This is a genomic window from Aequorivita lipolytica, assembly GCF_007997135.1.
In the GTDB taxonomy this organism is placed as follows: Bacteria; Bacteroidota; Bacteroidia; order Flavobacteriales; family Flavobacteriaceae; genus Aequorivita; species Aequorivita lipolytica.
The window spans coordinates 31884-50258 of the sequence record NZ_VORU01000010.1; the positions used below are offsets into that span (position 1 = coordinate 31884).

15 protein-coding genes and 1 pseudogene are annotated in these 18375 nt (G+C 37.3%); 15 read left to right on the plus strand and 1 reads right to left on the minus strand.

The features are described from left to right. The first annotated feature begins 40 nt into the window (after positions 1-40). The 11 genes and pseudogenes from ESV24_RS11465 (at position 41) to ESV24_RS11515 (ending at position 10237) form a co-directional block, all read left to right on the plus strand. Positions 41-628: a Crp/Fnr family transcriptional regulator gene (locus ESV24_RS11465; RefSeq protein WP_111816684.1), complete on the plus strand. Its 588-nt coding sequence runs from the start codon at positions 41-43 to the stop codon at positions 626-628. A 289-nt stretch (positions 629-917) separates the two neighbouring features. After that, a complete protein-coding gene (locus ESV24_RS11470; RefSeq protein WP_317046808.1) occupies positions 918-1568 on the plus strand; it encodes a Rossmann-like and DUF2520 domain-containing protein in 651 nt (216 codons plus the stop codon). Next, on the plus strand, positions 1552-2085 hold the full coding sequence (locus tag ESV24_RS11475) for a KdsC family phosphatase (protein ID WP_111816682.1): 534 nt from the start codon (positions 1552-1554) through the stop codon (positions 2083-2085). Before ESV24_RS11470 ends, ESV24_RS11475 begins: the two co-directional genes overlap by 17 nt. Before the next feature lie 78 nt (positions 2086-2163). Then, entirely contained in the window at positions 2164-3075 is a 912-nt protein-coding gene (locus ESV24_RS11480) for a geranylgeranylglycerol-phosphate geranylgeranyltransferase (protein ID WP_111816681.1), read from the plus strand. After that, a complete protein-coding gene (locus ESV24_RS11485) occupies positions 3075-3662 on the plus strand; it encodes a Maf-like protein (RefSeq protein WP_111816680.1) in 588 nt (195 codons plus the stop codon). Before ESV24_RS11480 ends, ESV24_RS11485 begins: the two co-directional genes overlap by 1 nt. A gap of 33 nt (positions 3663-3695) precedes the next feature. Further along, a complete protein-coding gene (locus tag ESV24_RS11490; protein WP_111816679.1) occupies positions 3696-4631 on the plus strand; it encodes a septum formation inhibitor Maf in 936 nt (311 codons plus the stop codon). Between the two features lie 77 nt (positions 4632-4708). Further along, a complete protein-coding gene (locus tag ESV24_RS11495) occupies positions 4709-5197 on the plus strand; it encodes a mechanosensitive ion channel domain-containing protein (RefSeq protein ID WP_249041583.1) in 489 nt (162 codons plus the stop codon). 55 nt (positions 5198-5252) lie between these two features. Continuing rightward, positions 5253-7745 carry a PIG-L family deacetylase gene (locus ESV24_RS11500; RefSeq protein WP_111816677.1) on the plus strand — a complete coding sequence of 831 codons (2493 nt, stop codon included), beginning with the start codon at positions 5253-5255 and terminating at the stop codon, positions 7743-7745. A gap of 61 nt (positions 7746-7806) precedes the next feature. Further along, complete coding sequence (locus ESV24_RS11505; RefSeq protein ID WP_111816676.1) at positions 7807-8034, plus strand: hypothetical protein; 228 nt, start codon at positions 7807-7809, stop codon at positions 8032-8034. Continuing rightward, a pseudogene (locus ESV24_RS11510) lies at positions 8009-8425 on the plus strand (putative toxin-antitoxin system toxin component, PIN family). The gene ESV24_RS11505 and the pseudogene ESV24_RS11510 overlap by 26 nt, the downstream one beginning before the upstream one ends. 111 nt (positions 8426-8536) lie before the next feature. Further along, positions 8537-10237, plus strand: coding sequence for a sodium:solute symporter family protein (locus ESV24_RS11515; RefSeq protein ID WP_111816675.1), 1701 nt, complete (start codon positions 8537-8539; stop codon positions 10235-10237). A 67-nt stretch (positions 10238-10304) separates the two neighbouring features. Here ESV24_RS11515 and ESV24_RS11520 read toward each other — a convergent pair whose 3' ends face one another. Further along, positions 10305-11348, minus strand: coding sequence for a WD40/YVTN/BNR-like repeat-containing protein (locus tag ESV24_RS11520; RefSeq protein ID WP_111816674.1), 1044 nt, complete (start codon positions 11346-11348; stop codon positions 10305-10307). Between the two features lie 227 nt (positions 11349-11575). Here ESV24_RS11520 and ESV24_RS11525 point away from each other — a divergent pair, with 227 nt between their 5' ends. The 4 genes from ESV24_RS11525 (at position 11576) to ESV24_RS11540 (ending at position 18371) form a co-directional block, all read left to right on the plus strand. Further along, positions 11576-12787: an RsmB/NOP family class I SAM-dependent RNA methyltransferase gene (locus ESV24_RS11525; RefSeq protein WP_111816673.1), complete on the plus strand. Its 1212-nt coding sequence runs from the start codon at positions 11576-11578 to the stop codon at positions 12785-12787. Positions 12788-12974: 187 nt separating this feature from the next. Beyond that, positions 12975-16718 (plus strand): phosphoribosylformylglycinamidine synthase, encoded by a 3744-nt coding sequence (gene purL, locus ESV24_RS11530; RefSeq protein ID WP_111816672.1) that lies wholly within the window; start codon positions 12975-12977, stop codon positions 16716-16718. 200 nt (positions 16719-16918) lie between these two features. Next, positions 16919-17509 carry a LuxR C-terminal-related transcriptional regulator gene (locus ESV24_RS11535; RefSeq protein ID WP_200829533.1) on the plus strand — a complete coding sequence of 197 codons (591 nt, stop codon included), beginning with the start codon at positions 16919-16921 and terminating at the stop codon, positions 17507-17509. Between the two features lie 91 nt (positions 17510-17600). Beyond that, positions 17601-18371 (plus strand): hypothetical protein, encoded by a 771-nt coding sequence (locus ESV24_RS11540; RefSeq protein ID WP_111816670.1) that lies wholly within the window; start codon positions 17601-17603, stop codon positions 18369-18371. The last annotated feature ends 4 nt before the right edge of the window (positions 18372-18375 follow it).

The following is an 18375-nucleotide window of genomic DNA, read 5'->3' on the forward strand; positions in this document are numbered from 1 at the left end:
TGCGAAACAACCCTTATTTTATGAGGCAAATCATAAAGCAATGATTCCTGAAAATCTACTATTGGATTACAGCGCGACTCTTGAAAACAAAGGCGCTTCTGAAATTATTATTTCTGAAAAAAGCCGTGCCGATTTCTATTTTCAAATAAAAACGGGGGAGATTAAAATGTTCAACCTAAACGAACAGGGAAAGGAATTTGTTCAGGGAATTTTCTATGATGGCGAAAGTTTTGGTGAGCCGCCATTGTTTGGTGATTTTAAATATCCTGCTTCTGCGGTGGCGGTAAAACCTACCCAACTTTTCAAGCTCAGTAAAACAAATCTTTTTAAACTGCTCACCAATAACCCTGAGATTAATTTAAAGTTCACCAAAGCTCTGGCAAAAAGGCTTTACTACAAAGCCACAATTTTAAAAGAAATATCCGTACATCCACCCGAACACCGTATTTTGGCGCTAATAGATTTCTTGAAAAGGAAGGATGGATCTGACAAACTTTTTCAAGTGGAACTTACCTGTCAGCAGATTGCAGATTTAACCGGGCAACGTGTAGAGACAGTTATTCGCGCAATAAAACAATTGGAAATAGACGGTGAGATAAAACTAATAAATCGTAAAGTATTCCGTTGAAAATAAGAGAAAAGAACAAAGAAGAAAGAAGAAAGAGAAAAATGTAAAGTCAAAATCTGGAAGATTGTCTTTTTTCTTTCTTCTTTGTTCTTTCTTCTGAAAACGGCAAGTATTTATATCTTATAAACCTTACCTTTTGAAATATGAAAAATTTAAAAAAAGCTAACTTCGCACTATGATAAAGGTTGTTTTTTTAGGCTTCGGAAATGTTAATAGTCATTTATTTAATGCTTTACATGAAAAAACAGAAGTTTCTATTGTACAGGTATTTAACAGAAATTTTATTAAAATGATTTCACCTTTTGAAAGCATTTCTTTTACTGATGATATTTCAAAAATAAAAGAAGCCGATATTTACATCATAGGAATTCCCGATGACGCCATTTCAAGTTTTTCTGAAAGCTTGCAATTTCAAAACAAATTTGTTGTACACACTTCTGGCGGAGCTGCAATGAATGTGCTTTCCTCAAAAAACCGCCGTGGTATTTTTTATCCATTGCAAACCTTTTCAAAACAGCGTGGAGTAGATTTTAAAGAAATTCCTATTTGCATAGAAGCAGAAAATTCATCGGATTTGGAACTACTTGAAAAATTAGGCAAAACCATTTCAGAAAAAGTGATTGAAATTTCTTCCGAAAAAAAAGAGAAGCTTCATTTGGCGGCTGTTTTTGTGAATAATTTTACCAATCATTTATACCAAATAGGAAGTGAAATTTTAGAAAAAGATAATTTGCCTTTTGACTTGCTAAAACCGCTAATTATGGAAACCGCTTCAAAAATAGAGAACCTTTCGCCCGAAGAAGCGCAAACTGGCCCAGCGAAGCGAAATGACAAAAAGACAATTGAAAAACATTTAAATTTGTTGCCAGAAGGGCCTCACAAAAAACTCTACGCGCTTTTTACAGAGCAATTAAACCAGAAATATGGAAAGAAGCTATAAAGAATATCTAAAACAAATAACCACATTCATTTTTGATATAGACGGTGTTCTTACCGATGGCACTATACAAGTAAATACCCAAGGCGAAATGTTCCGAACTATGAATATTAAAGACGGTTACGGTCTTAAAACCGCTGTCGAGCAAGGCTTTCACGTTTGTGTAATTTCTGGCGGAACAAACGAAGGTGTGCGTGTTCGTCTTGAAAATTTAGGAATTAAGGACATCTTTTTGGGCGCCCACCACAAAACTAAAATCTTGGAAGATTACTTAATAGCCAATAATCTAAAACGCGAAAACATATTATACATGGGTGATGATCTGCCTGATTTTGAAATAATGCAGGAAGTTGGCTTGCCCACCTGCCCGCAAAACGCTGTGCAAGAAATTAAAGCAATCTCGAAATATATTTCACACAAAAAAGGCGGCAAAGGCTGCGTTCGCGATGTAATTGAGCAAGTTTTGAAAGTTCAGGGCAAATGGATGGCAACTGAAAGCGTGAGCGCAAAATATGATTAAGCTAGAAGATGGATGCTTGACAACGGAAAAAATTTGTCTTCTGCCATCCGTCACCTGTCAAACACAAAACCTTAAACCTTGAATTATTTAAGACTTATCCGCTACCAAAACCTGATTTTTATAGCTTTGGTACAAATTTTTATAAAATACGGACTGTTCCTTCCCTTTGGAATTGAAACCACTTTAAACACTTTTGGCTTTGTATTAATGGTTATAGCTACACTCTGTATTACTGCCGGCGGAAACATTATAAACGATATTTATGATGTAGAAATTGACAAAATCAACAAGCCGACAAAAATTTTAATCGGTAGGAAAATTACCGAACGAAACGCTAATCGTCTTTTTATTATTTTAAATGTTATTGGGGTTGCAATCGGTTTTTACCTCGCCAATATTATTGAAAGACCAAGTTTCGCAGCGCTCTTCATCGGAATCTCAGCGCTGCTCTATTTGTACGCTTCCTATTTAAAAGGGATGCTGTTTGTTGGCAATTTGTTGATTTCCGTTTTGGTTGCAATGAGTCTGATAATAGTGCTGCTTTTCGATTTACTTCCCGTAATTACACCACAAAACCAAGCCCCACAATCGGTAGTTTTTAAAATTGTTCTTCAGTACGCTCTCTTTGCGTTTTTCATCAATTTAATACGTGAAATCGTAAAAGATTTACAAGACATAAACGGCGACAAAAAAGGTGAAATGAATACCTTGCCCATTGCACTAGGAAGAAAAAGAACAACAAAAATTGTTTTTGGCATGGGCGCTTTTATGGTTTTGGGCATCGTGGTTTATATGTATGAGCATTTGTACAACGAACAAATTTTACTACTTTATTTCCTCTTTGCTATTGTTGCGCCACTACTCTATTTTTGCATAAAAGCTTGGGATGCTAAGACGTCAAAGGAATTTGGTTTTCTTTCTAAGCTTCTAAAAATTATTATGTTTTTGGGTGTCTGTTCCATTCCGCTAATTCAAATTATAATTGCATAATGCTTCGTAAAAAACTTATAAAATTCAATATTATCCTAGCTTCGGGTTCGCCGCGACGGCAAGCTTTTTTTAAGGAATTGGATATAGATTTTACCATTCAAGTAAAAGAAGTTGAAGAAACTTATTCTCTTGAATTGAAACGTTCAGAAATAACCGATTACTTATCAAAACTTAAAGCATCTGTTTTTACTGGCTTAAACGAAAACGATATTTTAATTACCAGCGATACAATTGTTTGGAAAGACGAAAAAGCGCTCGGTAAACCGAAAAATTTTGAAGAAGCCCGGGAGATGCTTCAAAGCTTAAGTGGAGAAATGCACGAAGTAATTACTTCGGTGTGTTTTACTTCAAAAGCATTTCAAAAAACGGTGAACGATGTTACAAAAGTTTGGTTCAAAAATCTTTCCGAAGAAGAAATTGATTATTATTTGAAAAGCTACAAGCCTTTTGATAAAGCAGGAAGTTATGGTATTCAGGAATGGATTGGTTATATCGGTATCGAAAAAATTGAGGGCTGCTATTTTAATGTAATGGGATTGCCAACGCGACTTGTTTATAAAACGTTAACCGAGATTGCAAACCGTTGAATTTATAGTATTTTTGATCAAAATTCATCAAAAATGAAAGGTTTCAAGCTTTTTGCGGTATTTATTTTTCTAATAATGCTAATGGGATGCAATTCTTCCGAAGAAAAAAAAAGTATTCTAAATATTTCAACTAAAAAAGAAGACGCTAAAACCGAAACTCCACGAAACATTTCAAAAGAATTTAAAGATTATTGGTACAACGGCACAGCTGAAATCACTTCGTATAGTTTAATGCAGGAGCGTTACGGTGAAATCAGAGAAGGAACTGCCGTGAACATTTTTGTTTCCGAAGATTTTATTCCAGACGCACAGGTAAAAGCGAATAGCACTTCTGAACAGAACATTTCAGTGCTCAAACTGAATCAAATGAAGAATTTCAATACTGGTATTTATCCATATTCTATAATGACCAGCACTTTCAGCCCGATTTCTGAAAAAGACCATCCATTAAAAATCACAAATAGCGTGCAGGAATGGTGCGGCCAAGTGTATATGCAACTCAATAATCGAGATGATTTTGAAATAGAAAGTCATTCCTATTTTGAAGGCGAGGCGGACCAAAAACTCTCTTTGCCCAAAACATATTTGGAAAACGAACTTTGGAATCTTATTCGGATAAACCCCGAAGAATTACCTACCGGTGATGTGATGATTATTCCATCATTTGAATATTTACAACTAAGGCATAAAGAAATTAAGGAATACAATGCTTTCGCAAGCTTGAAACAGGGCGATTCCATAACTATTTATACCCTAAATTATCCAGATTTACAGCGGCAATTAATGATTTTCTTTCACAGTAATTTTCCGTATGAAATTGAAAAGTGGGAAGAAGTGAACGCCGCCAACCATAATGACACGCTCCGTTTAAAAACCACTGCCACAAAATTGAAAAGAATAAAAAGCGATTATTGGACTAAAAATGGTAATGAGCACTTAAATCTGCGTGATTCGCTTCAACTGAAATAAATAAAATGAATATACAAGCATACTCCTTACAACTAATTGAATCTGTAGCACTAATAATAGTACTGCTACTTTTAAGAATGATACTAAGAAAAGCCGTACGCAACTATGCCAAAAAAATAGAAAGACTGGAGCACCGCACGGGATTGATTATGAAACACGTGGATTTTGCAGTCTTCTTTTTGATGGTCGTAGGCTTTATATTTATTTGGGGGGTGGATTTTAGAAATTTGGGACTTGTAATGTCATCCATTTTTGCGGTAATAGGTATAGCATTTTTTGCGCAATGGTCTATCCTTAGTAATATTACTAGCGGTATTATAATGTTTTTTACATTTCCATACAAAATAGGCGATTATATAAAAATCCACGATAAAGAAATGCCCTGCGAAGGAATAATTGAAGACATTAAAACCTTTCATATTATTCTTCACACTAAAGGCAATGAAATTGTTACCTACCCAAACAGTATGATGCTTCAAAAAGGGGTGAGCATCATTAAGGCTGAAGAATTTTACGAACAACAGCAAGAGCTTGACAAAAATAAGGAAGAGTTGCCACACGATTAATTTTTTTCATTTAAGTATCTTTGAAGAGTTTCGAATAAATCAGCACTTAAATTTTATGCATAAATCGTTTTTTTTCCGACTTCTATTTTTATTTTTTACGATTGTCTCCATAGCACAAACTCCCAAAAAACCCGCTGCTTCCGAAATATACCACGACCTCCAAAAACTCAATTTTGTTGGGTCTGCGCTTTATATTGCGGCACATCCCGATGATGAAAATACGCGGTTAATTTCGTATTTGGTGAATGATGTTCACGCAAATACAGCCTATCTTTCCATTACTCGGGGAGATGGCGGACAGAATCTGGTTGGTCCTGAATTGCGCGAACTTTTGGGCGTAATCCGCACACAAGAACTTGTGGCAGCACGTAAAACCGATGGTGGACAACAATTCTTTACCCGTGCCAATGATTTTGGCTACAGCAAAAATCCAGATGAAACTTTCGAGTTTTGGACCAAGGACGATGTACTGAGCGATGTGGTTATGACAATCCGAAAGTTCAAACCAGATATTATAGTGAACCGTTTTGACCATCGTAGTCCAGGTAGCACACACGGCCATCACACTGCTTCGGCTATGCTAAGCTTGGAGGCTTTTGATGTTGTGGACAATGCTTCAAAATTTCCAAAATCTGCTGCCAAATACGGCGTTTGGAAGCCGCAACGCTTATTTTTCAACACCTCGTGGTGGTTTTATGGTAGCCAAGAAAAGTTTGACAATGCAGATAAGACACGGTTAGTTTCTGTCGAAACTGGAAGCTACATTCCTTCTCTCGGACTTTCAAATGGTGAAATTGCTTCACTTAGCCGAAGTATGCACAAATCGCAAGGATTCGGAAGCACGGGTTCGCGCGGAACCGAAACTGAATACTTGGAAATTTTAAAAGGAAGCAAACCTTCAGAAAACAATCTTTTTGACGGAATCAACACGAACTGGTCCAGACTTGAAGGCGGAAATGAAATCGGAGCTATTTTAAATCCGTTGGAAAATAATTTCAACTTTAAAAACCCTTCGAAAGTGCTTCCGCAGTTGTTAAAAGCCTACCCGCTGATTTTAAATTTGAAAGATAAACATTGGCGAAATATCAAACTCGAACAATTAAAACAACTTATTTTGGATTGCGGCGGTATTTTTATTGAAGCTGCTTCCAAAGCAAATTCTGTTAATCCAAATGAAAATTTCAAAGTAAACATTGAAGCTATTAATCGCGGTAAAAGCGAAATTATTTTGAAATCCTTAAAAAATTCTGAAGGAAAAATTCTTTGGAATTCATCTGAAACCCTTCCTTTTAACCTCAAAAAATCCATTGAAATCAATCTTGACGCTGGAAATAGTAATCCACCCTACTCTTCGCCCTATTGGCTAAACGAAAAAGGCACGGAAGGAATGTACGCTGCTCCCGAAGAATTGATTGGTCTCCCCGAAACCCCGCCGCTGGAGCAATTGGTTTTTGAGTTGCAATTTGCAAATGTCACGATTCCATTTACAAAAAATATAATTTACAAATTTAACGATCCTGTAAAAGGTGAAGTATATCGTCCGTTAGAAGTATTACCTGAAGTTACAGCTTCCATTCCAGAGAAAGTTTTAATTTTTGCTAGCGATGAAGCCGAAAATGTTTCGGTAGTTGTGCGTGCGGGAAAAGACAATATTTCCGGAAGTGTAAGTTTGCAACATCCCGAAGGTTGGAAAGTGGAACCTGCGCAACAAGCATTTCAACTTGAAAGAAACGGTGAGACAAAAACATTCAATTTTACAGTAATTCCGCCAAAAGGCCAAAGCGAAGGTTATTTAAAAACCGCTGTAAGCGCTGGTGGTAAAATATATAACAAAGAATTGGTAACCATTGATTACGAACATATTCCATATCAAAGCGTTTTATTGCCGTCGGAAGCGAAAGTTGCAAAAATTGATATTCAGAAAAAAGGTCAGAATATAGGTTACATAAACGGTGCAGGCGATGCCATTCCTGAAAGTTTGAAGCAGATTGGGTATTCCGTTTCTACAATTGATCCTTCAAATATTTCAGAAGGGAGTCTTCAAAAATTTGATGCCATAGTGATTGGAATCAGAGCTTACAACACTGTTCCTGAACTTGCTTTTGTTCAACCAATTCTAAATAAATATGTTGAAAACGGCGGGACTATGATTGTACAGTACAATACCAGCCGAGGTTTGGTTACTGAAAATATTGCACCGTACAATCTAAAACTTTCGCGCGATCGTGTTACCGATGAATTTTCAGAAGTAAAGATACTTTCGCCTGAAAATCCCCTGTTAAATACTCCAAACAAAATTACCCAAAAGGATTTTGAAGGGTGGGTTCAGGAACGCGGATTGTATTTCCCTGATGAATGGGCGAAAGAGTTTACTCCCATTCTTGGAATGAATGACAAAGGCGAAGACCAAACAAAAGGTTCGCTTCTTGTGGCCAAATACGGAAAAGGGTATTATATTTATACAGGGTTGAGCTTTTTCCGTGAACTTCCAGCTGGTGTTCCCGGAGCTTACAGATTGTTTGCGAATATGCTTTCTATTGGGAAATAAGTAAATAAACTGATTGGATTTTACTGGATTTTCGTATTTTTAAATATTAATTGAGAATATTATGGAAACCCTAAACATAACAATTTTGAATCCTAAGGCAAAAAAATTATTGAAAGATTTAGCTGACAGGAATTTTATTGAAATTAAAGACGACGGATCAAAAGAGCTTAAAAAATTGTTAGATAAAATTCGCAATAATTCACAGGAAGAAATTTCTATGGAAGAAATAACCAAAGAAGTTGAAATAGTGCGTAAAGCCCGTTATGAAAAAGAAAAAAGTAGTAATTGATACAAACCTTTGGATTAGTTTTCTTATCTCAAAAAATTCTTTTGTAATTGAATATCTGCTTTTATCAAATAAAATTGAAGTTTTGTTTTCTAATAGTTTATTAGAAGAATTTATAACTGTTTCATAGAGAGAAAAATTTCGGAACTACTTCCCCACTGATGATATTTCAAACTTATCTCATCTTCTTAATAAACATTCAAAATTCATAAAAGTTACTTCAAATATCCAGTTATGTAGAGATAAAAAAGATAATTTTTTATTGAACTTAGCTGTAGATGGGAAAGCCGATTATTTAATAACAGGTGACAAAGACTTGCTAATTCTCAAAACAACAGTAAAAACCAAAATCATTACTTATTCAGAATTTGTAATTGAAATAGAAAAAGCATAAATGGAAAACCAACCTCAAAAATTCACTTGGAAATGGAGCTATACTATAGTGCTTCTGGTAAATGCTGTTTACATCTATCTGTTTTATTTATTAATGCAAAACTTCGCCTAAATGCAGCAGATTGACTGGATAGTTTTAATTGGAACGCTTCTTTTTATAGTGCTTTATGGCACCTGGAAATCGCGCCAACAACAAGATGTAGGCGATTATCTAAAAGGCGGTAACACGGCACACTGGTGGACCATTGGATTAAGTGTTATGGCTACACAAGCCAGCGCTATTACATTTTTATCAACCCCAGGACAGGCTTTTCACGATGGAATGGGCTTTGTGCAGTTCTATTTTGGATTGCCTATTGCAATGGTAATAATCTGCTTGGTTTTTATTCCTATTTACCACAAGCTGAATGTTTACACCGCCTACGAATACCTAGAAACTCGTTTCGATAAAAAGACACGAACACTGACTGCTATTTTATTTTTAATCCAACGCGGGTTGGCCTGCGGAATCACAATTTTTGCACCGTCCATAATCCTTTCTGCAGTACTTGGTTGGAATTTAATTTATTTGAATATAATCATTGGCGTCCTCGTAATTATTTACACCGTAAGTGGTGGAACCAAGGCTGTAAGCGTTACCCAAAAGCAACAAATGGCGGTTATTTTCTTCGGAATGATGATCGCTTTTCTTTTAATCCTTAATTATCTGCCGCTTGATATTTCATTTTCCAAAGCGCTTGAAATTGCTGGAGCGAATGGTAAAATGGATATACTTGATTTTTCTTTCAACTTCGATAACCGTTACACTTTTTGGAGCGGAATAATAGGTGGAACCTTTTTAGCACTTTCCTACTTCGGAACAGATCAAAGCCAAGTGCAGCGCTATCTTTCCGGAAGAACGGTGAAGCAAAGCCAAATGGGTTTAATAATGAATGGTTTGCTGAAAGTACCGATGCAGTTTTTTATTTTATTGGTGGGAATAATGGTTTTTGTTTTTTATCAATTCAACAGTTCACCACTACACTTTAATCCTGCTGCTGTAAAGGATGTAAAGAAATCTGAATACGCCGGTGAATACAAAGCTTTGGAAGTTAAAAAAGAAGCTGTTGACAAGGAGTTGGCCGCATCTCAGATTAGCTACTCAAAAGCAGAAACAGCATTGGAAAAACAAAACTATGCCCAAGAAATAAAGGCGCTGAACAATCAAGAAAATCTGCTGAGGGACCAATCTGTAGCCGTAATCAAAAAAGCAAATCCAAATGCTGAAACCAACGATAAGGATTACGTTTTTATACATTTCATTTTAACCAACCTCCCACGAGGATTAATTGGGCTTCTCTTGGCGGTAATTTTAAGCGCTGCAATGTCTTCCACAGCTTCAGAACTTAACGCTTTAGGCAGCACAACCACTATCGATTTATACAAGAGAAACGTACCTGGAAAACGTGAAAAGCATTACGTTGCGGCGTCTCGGGGATTCACACTTTTGTGGGGAATTATTGCAATTGTGGTGGCGTGTACGGCAAATTTATTCGATAACCTTATTCAGTTAGTGAATATTATTGGCTCTATCTTCTACGGAAATGTTCTTGGGATTTTCCTACTTGCGTTTTTTATAAAATACGTACACAGTAAAGCGGTTTTTATAGCAGCTTTAATTACCCAAGTTATCATTATCTATTTTTGGTACATAGATCTGATGCCTTATTTATGGCTCAATTTGGTGGGTTGTGCCTTGGTCATGGGAATTGCGGTGCTACTTCAAGTTTTATTGCCGAGGAATGGTGATCCCGAATTAATTGTTTCAGAATAATTAAAAAAAACTGACCACGAATACACGAATATTTTTTTATAATTATTCTTGTTTTCGTGGCAAAAAATCACTTTGTAAAAACCAATTTCGAAATTCTATTGTTTCCCGAAGCAAAGGCTACACTATCATTCACAAACTCAATAGCAAAAAAACCTTCTTTTGAAAGTTCTTTCCAGTTTTTACCGCCATCGCCACTAAAGGAAATTCCGGGAGATCCAACGGCTACAATCCCCTGCCCTTCTGTTCCGGGAACATATTTCACAGATGAGCGATAACCCGGTTCTTTGCCATTTGCAATCAATTTCCAGGTCTTACCGCCGTTTTTGGTAATTGCTTTGTTTCCTTCATTAAATGGTTTGTCTTCCCAGTCTCCGCCGAAAATAATTCCATTGTTTTCATCCAAAAAATCAATACTGAAAATACCTGTCATTGCTTTTCCTTGAACGATTGGTGTATCAAAAACCGCCCACGTTTTGCCTTTATCTGCAGTGTGCATTACGCGCGATTTTTTTCCGCCGGTTGCAACCCAAGCATTATCCCCAAAAATTGCAATGTTGCTGTTACTTGCCGCAAAAGCTGCTTCGCCCTTTTCAACTTTCGGAAGATTTTTGCAAGAAAGCTTCTCCCAAGTATTGCCGCCATCTCTTGTAATTATTACAGACATACAGTTTTTAGTGGGGTCGCCAATGGCAATGCCTTCGTTATCGTTCCAAAATTTCATGGAATCATAAAAAACATTTTCGTCTTTTTCATTATAAACTTCTTCAATATTTGTGGCTTCCGCACCATTAAAACCTATTTTATAAAGCACTGCCGGGTTTGCTACACTTAAAACAAAAACTGCTTCTTTTGTAACTGCTATAGAACGAAAATGAAGCAGCGAATCTTCATATTTAATAACTGCAAGTTTAGGTGTGTCACCATCAATTAAACCAACTTTTCCTTTATCTGCTGCAAACCAAACCCTGTTTTCATCCAGAGGTTGAATGGCACGTATACTTAAACTATCAATAAAAACGGGAGTGATTTTAACTGAGTTGAATTCAATTTCAGTTTTGTCTTCGCAAGAAATAAGGGTTATTGCTGCAAGTAGAATTATGAAGAAACGCATTGTTTAGATTTTTGCCAAAAGTAACCATTAGTTTAAATTTAAAAGAAAAAATTTCAAATTACAGACTCTAAAGTCTAAAATCTAAAATCTTACATCTAAAATTATGATACCTTTGCAACCGCAAAAGTTTTCAAACAATCTGAAAACTAAAAGTTAGCCACGAATACACGAATAATTTTACACTATAATTGGTGAATTCGCGGCAAAAACCAGAACACTTTTTAAAAATGAAACTACACAGAAATTTGGTATTCGCAACCATAGATTCCCTTGACTTAATTTTCAATGAAAACAAGCAGGCAGATAAAGTACTGAAAAACACTTTGAAACGCGACAAACGTTGGGGCGCACGCGATAGAGGTTTTATTGCCGAAACAACTTACGACATTGTGCGTTGGAAACGTCTATATTCTGAAATTGCCGAAGTACGTGAACCTTTTGACCGTACAAATCTTTTCAGGTTATTTACTGTTTGGGCAACATTGAACGGAATCGCCATCCCAGAATGGAAACAGTTTGAGGATACTCCAACCCGCAGAATTAAAGGAAAGTTCGACGAGCTTTCTAAAATTAGAAAGTATCGCGAGTCCATTCCAGATTGGTTGGACGATTTAGGACATAAAGAACTCGGCAAAAAGTGGGATAAGGAAATTGCTGCACTGAATAAACAGGCTGATGTTGTGCTACGTGTAAACACGTTAAAAACTACTGTTGAAAAACTTCAAAATGAACTGGCTGATTTAGAGATTGAAACCGAAATCTTAAAAGGCTATCCCGATGCGCTAAAACTGAAAGAGCGCGCAAATGTTTTTACAACCGATGCTTTTAAGAATGGATTTTTTGAAGTACAGGATGCCTCTTCGCAAAAAGTGGCAGAAATACTCGATGCCAAACCTGGCGAACGCGTTATAGATGCCTGTGCGGGAGCAGGTGGAAAAAGCCTTCACATTGCAACAATGATGGAAAACAAAGGGCAATTGATTGCAATGGACATTTATGAAAACAAGCTAAACGAACTGAAACGCCGCGCTCGTAGAAACGATATTTTTAATATTGAAACACGTGTGATTGATTCCACGAAAGTGATAAAAAAGTTAATTGAAAAAGCTGATAAAGTATTAATTGATGCTCCGTGTTCAGGTTTAGGGGTTTTAAGAAGAAACCCTGATGCCAAATGGAAACTACAACCAGAGTTTCTAGATAACATTCGCGCTACACAAAAAGAATTGCTGGATAGTTATTCACGAATGGTAAAACCGGGCGGACAATTGGTTTATGCCACGTGTTCCATTCTTCCTTCGGAAAACGAAATGCAAGTGAAAGCTTTTTTGGCTAGAGATGAAGGAAAAAACTTTACACTGCTAAATGAAGAAAAAATAATGCCCAGCAAAAGCGGCTTTGACGGGTTTTATATCTCTCTTATGCAGAAAAAGGTGTAAGAGAGTTACACTTTTTTAATAAAATGTGAGCGGGTATTTCCCCGCTCATTTTTATTTAAAGACATAGCAGTTTGATAGAATTAGTAATTTGTTGATCAAAAAGGACAAAATGAAGATTATGCTTTCTATTTGATAAATAGTTTATCTATTAAAATAGTTAACTTTGCAACTTCAAAATAAAAAACAGATGATTCACTTTTTCGGGAACATTGAAAACACAGTTTTCGCAGTCCAGACCCACGGAAATATTTCAAAAGAAAATAGTAAAAAGTTGGAATGGCTTTTCGGCAACCAACCTAAAATTCAGCAATCCGTCCTAAACACGACGGATTTTTTCATTGGTCCACGTGCCGCAATGGTTACTCCTTGGAGCACAAATGCGGTTGAAATTACCCAAAATATGGGGGTTGAAAGAATTATTCGCATAGAAGAATTCCATAACAGTTCAGTTGAAAAAGGAACTTTTGACCCAATGCTTTCGCAGAAATTCAAGGAATTGGATCAAGATATTTTTGATATCCACGTTCAACCGGAGCCAATTTTGAATATTGAAAATATTGGCGAATACAACAAAAAAGAAGGCTTGGCATTAAATGCTGAAGAAGTTGAATATTTAGAAAATCTTTCAAAAAAACTAAACAGAAAACTTACCGATAGCGAAGTTTTCGGTTTCAGCCAAGTAAATAGCGAGCATTGCCGTCATAAAATTTTCAATGGAGTATTTGAAATTGATGGCAAAGAAATGCCCTCTTCCCTATTCAAACTAATTAAAAAAACATCCGCAGAAAATCCGAACGGTATTGTTTCGGCATATAAAGACAATGTTGCTTTCGTAAAAGGCCCAACCGTAAAACAATGGGCGCCAAAAAATGGCGACAAACCCGATTGGTACGAAGAAAAAGATTTTGAAAGTGTGATTTCAATTAAAGCCGAAACGCACAACTTCCCAACAACCGTGGAGCCTTTCAACGGTGCAGCAACCGGAAGCGGTGGCGAAATTCGCGACCGTTTGGCTGGTGGTAAAGGTTCTTTGCCATTGGCTGGAACTGCGGTTTATATGACTTCGTATTCAAGATTGGACACTTCGGCTCCGCTCAGTGACCAAAATTCGGCTCCGCTCAGTGACCGGTCGCCGAGCGGAGCCGAGGTGAAACCTTGGGAAAAAGCAATGAAAGAGCGCGATTGGCTCTACCAAACGCCGCTTGATATTTTAATAAAAGCCAGTAACGGAGCTTCCGATTTTGGAAATAAATTCGGGCAACCATTGATTGCAGGTTCCGTTTTTACATTTGAACACGAAGAAGAAGCGCGCAGACTAGGTTACGATAAAGTAATAATGCTAGCAGGCGGAATTGGCTACGGAAAAGCCAGCCAAGCCATTAAAGGCAAACCACAGGAAGGTGATAAAATTGTAGTTCTTGGCGGGGACAATTACCGAATTGGAATGGGCGGCGCCGCAGTTTCTTCCGCAGATACGGGTGAATTCCACAGTGGAATTGAGCTGAACGCTATCCAAAGAAGTAACCCCGAAATGCAAAAACGTGCCGCAAACGCTATTCGCGCAATGGTTGAAAGTGATGAAAATCCAATAGTTTCCATCCACGATCACGGTGCTGGCGGTCATTTAAACTGCTTGAGCGAACTAGTTGAAGATACCGGCGGTAGAATTGAATTGGATAAACTTCCCATTGGCGACCCTACCCTATCCGCAAAGGAAATTATGGGCAATGAAAGTCAAGAACGCATGGGTTTGATTATTGGTGAAGCAGACATGCAAAAATTGAAAAAAGTTGCAGACCGCGAACGTGCTCCAATGTATGAAGTTGGAGAGGTAACAGGCGACCAACGTTTCTGTTTTGAAAACAAGAAAGGCGAAAAACCAATGGATTTCGCTTTGGAAGATATGTTTGGCAGCTCGCCAAAAACAATAATGAAAGACAAAACCATAAACAGGAATTACAAAAACCCTGATTATGAAATTACCAAAATAAAGGAATACGTTGCCCAAGTGCTTCAATTGGAGGCCGTAGCTTGTAAAGACTGGCTCACCAATAAAGTGGATCGTTGCGTAACGGGCCGCGTTGCCAAACAACAAACCGCGGGACCTTTACAATTACCGTTGAACAACTGTGGAGTAATGGCATTGGATTACCACGGAAATGAAGGCGTTGCAACAAGTATCGGGCATTCGCCATTAACGGCTTTGATTGATCCAGCTGCAGGTTCGCGAAACGCAATTACTGAAGCGCTTACAAACATTGTTTGGGCGCCGATGAAAGACGGTTTAAAAAGTATTTCACTTTCTGCAAACTGGATGTGGCCTTGTAACAATGAAGGCGAAGATGCAAGACTTTATGAAGCCGTAAAAGCAGTTTCAGAATTTTCAATCGATTTGGGAATCAATGTGCCTACGGGCAAGGATTCACTTTCAATGAAGCAGAAATACAAAGATGGCGAAGTGATTTCTCCCGGAACGGTAATTATTTCTGCAGCCGGAAATTGTAATGATATTAAAAAAGTTGTAGAGCCAGTTTTACAAAGAAATGGCGGCAGCATCTATTATATAAATATTTCGCAAGACGATTTTAAATTGGGCGGTTCTTCCTTTGGACAAATTTTAAATGCCATCGGAAACGAGGCCCCAACAGTAAAAAGTGCGGAATATGTAAAAACAGTTTTCAACACTTTACAGGAATTGATTTATGAAGGAAAAATCCTTGCCGGGCACGATGTGGCTTCGGGCGGATTGATTACCACTTTATTGGAAATGTGTTTTGCAGATGTGAATTTGGGGGCAAATTTGGATATTTCACCATTGGGTGAAAATGATTTGGTGAAATTGCTTTTTGCTGAAAATGCCAGCGTTGTGATTCAAGCTTCGGAAGATGCTTTGGTTGAAAAAATGCTTTCTTCAAAGAAAATAGATTTCAAAAAGATAGGAACTGTATCTGAATCCAATTCCCTTTCAATAAAAAATAATAATAAGGAATTAATAATAGATATCCCTGAAATGCGCGATGTTTGGTACAAAACTTCGTATTTGTTAGACAGAAACCAAAGCGGCGCAAAACTTGCAAAAGAGCGTTTCAACAATTATAAAAATCAACCTTTAAAGTTTGAGTTTCCGAAGAATTTCAATGGAAAACTTAAGTCCTCCCCCGGCCCCTCCAAAGGAGGGGAGCGAATAAAAGCCGCAGTCATTCGCGAAAAAGGTAGCAACAGCGAACGCGAAATGGCGTATATGATGCACCTCGCAGGTTTTGATGTGAAAGATGTGCATATGACAGATCTTATTGAAGGTCGTGAAGATTTAGAGGACATAAAATTACTAGTTGCCGTTGGTGGTTTCAGCAATAGCGATGTTTTGGGAAGTGCAAAAGGATGGGCGGGTTCGTTCTTGTACAATGAAAAAGCGAACTCAGCTTTAAAGAATTTCTTTGCAAAAGTAGATACACTTTCATTGGGTGTTTGTAACGGTTGCCAGCTTTTTGTGGAACTCGGATTGCTAAATCCTGAAGACGAAGAAAAGCCGAAAATGCTCCATAATGATACTGGTAAGTTTGAATGTGTATTTACTTCGGTGAAAATTCAAGAGAATAATAGCGTTATGCTTTCAAGCTTTGCGGGAAGCACCTTGGGAATTTGGTCTGCTCACGGAGAGGGAAAATTCAGTTTTCCTAACAAAGAAACCCATTACAATATTGTAGCAAAATACGGTTATGATGCCCTACCAGCAAATCCAAACGGAAGTGATTTCAACACCGCGATGATGACCGATAAAACCGGAAGGCATTTAGTGATGATGCCGCATTTGGAGCGTTCAACCTTTCCTTGGAACTGGGCGTACTATCCGAAAGACAGAAAGAACGATGAAGTTTCGCCCTGGGTGAAGGCTTTTGTAAATGCAAAGAAGTGGTTAGAAAATAAATGATATATTTAGCGTAAATATATCAGAAATTTATGAGCCATGAAATCCTCAAACTTCATTCAATATGGGAAAAAACCCAACTCACAGCTACAAAGAATACTTCTTTACCTCAATTTAAATTTGAAGATTTAATAAATTCCATAATAAGCACCGGTCCTTTTTATTATTATATCATTGACTTCTTTGACATGTCCCTGTCGAACGTGAGTACATCCATATCCGACATCCATGGATTTGACCCCGCCACGGTTAGCTTCAACGACATTTTAGGCACGATGCATCCCGAAGATATGGATTTTGTAGCCGCAGCCGAACAAGCGAATTTCGAATTTCTATACAATACCCTAGGTAAAGAAAATGTTCTAAACTACAAATCTTGTTTTTCCTTCAGAAGCCGAATGAAAGATGGCAGTTATGCAATGTTAAACCACCAAGCACTTGTACTTACGCTGGACCATGAGGGAAAAGTTGGTAAATCGCTAAACATACATACGCGTATAGACCATCTCACCAAAACCAATACGCATACCCTTTCATTAATAGGATTAAACGATTTGCCTTCCTATCTTAATATTCCAGTGGCAGGTTTTGCTAATACTTCCGAGATTTATTCCAAAAGGGAAATAGATATACTAAAACTAATAGCTGACGGACAAAATAATAATGAAATAGCAGAAACCTTATTTATCAGTTCTTTAACGGTAAAAAAACACCGTAACAACATTCTTAGAAAAACAGATTGCAAGAATACATCGCAGCTTATAAAGAAATGTGTGTTGCAAGGGCTCATATAAAAAATACGTATTAAGGAGTATTGCTTTAATGGTCCTATTATTATTGATTTGTTATTATTTTTTTTAAAAAAACTAACTAACAACTCTAACAATGATTTCAAAAAGAATTTTTCAATCGTTTCTATTCGTATTAGCCGTATTTCTATCCAATGGATGTTCAAAGGACAGTGACGGTGAAAACTTAAATCCCAATTTACGCAGTTTTATTACCATATGTGAATCGCTCAATTCCAGTGTGGAATATCGGTTAACAGTTTCTCTTTTAAATTTAAATGATGGATTAGGTACGGTAAGTTTGAGTGAAGCCAATGCCGGAGATATAGACACATTCAACTTAAATGGCAATGGAGTAGATTACTCCTACTCAGTAACGGAGAGAACAGGTACTATAAGCTCATCAACCACCAAAAATTACTCTGGGTTGATCTATGATGATGCATTTCTTGAAGGGCAGACGAATATTGTGGAAGTGGTTAGAAATGGTGAAGAATGGCAATTATTGATAAATGGCAGTAACGAAGATATAGGCGGGGTTGACCCCAATCCGCCGAGTACTTATGGAAGATGGCAAAGATATGGATCGCCAAGTGGGTATCAAACAGATCTTGCGATAGGCAATATACCGGGGCAACCAGAAAATAGGGTTTATATGTGTGAACATCCCGGGTCTCCAAGCGCAGGGTTATATAAAGGAACTATTGAAGGCACTACGATTACTTGGGATGCTGTTCATAATTTACCAAACGCCGTATTTAATTTGTTAGGATCTGGACCAGACAGAACTTTGTACTTTGGAGTAGGAAATCCCTCGGATGCTGGAAAGTATACGCTAGGTGTTTGGACCGGTACTTGTCCTTTATAAAAAA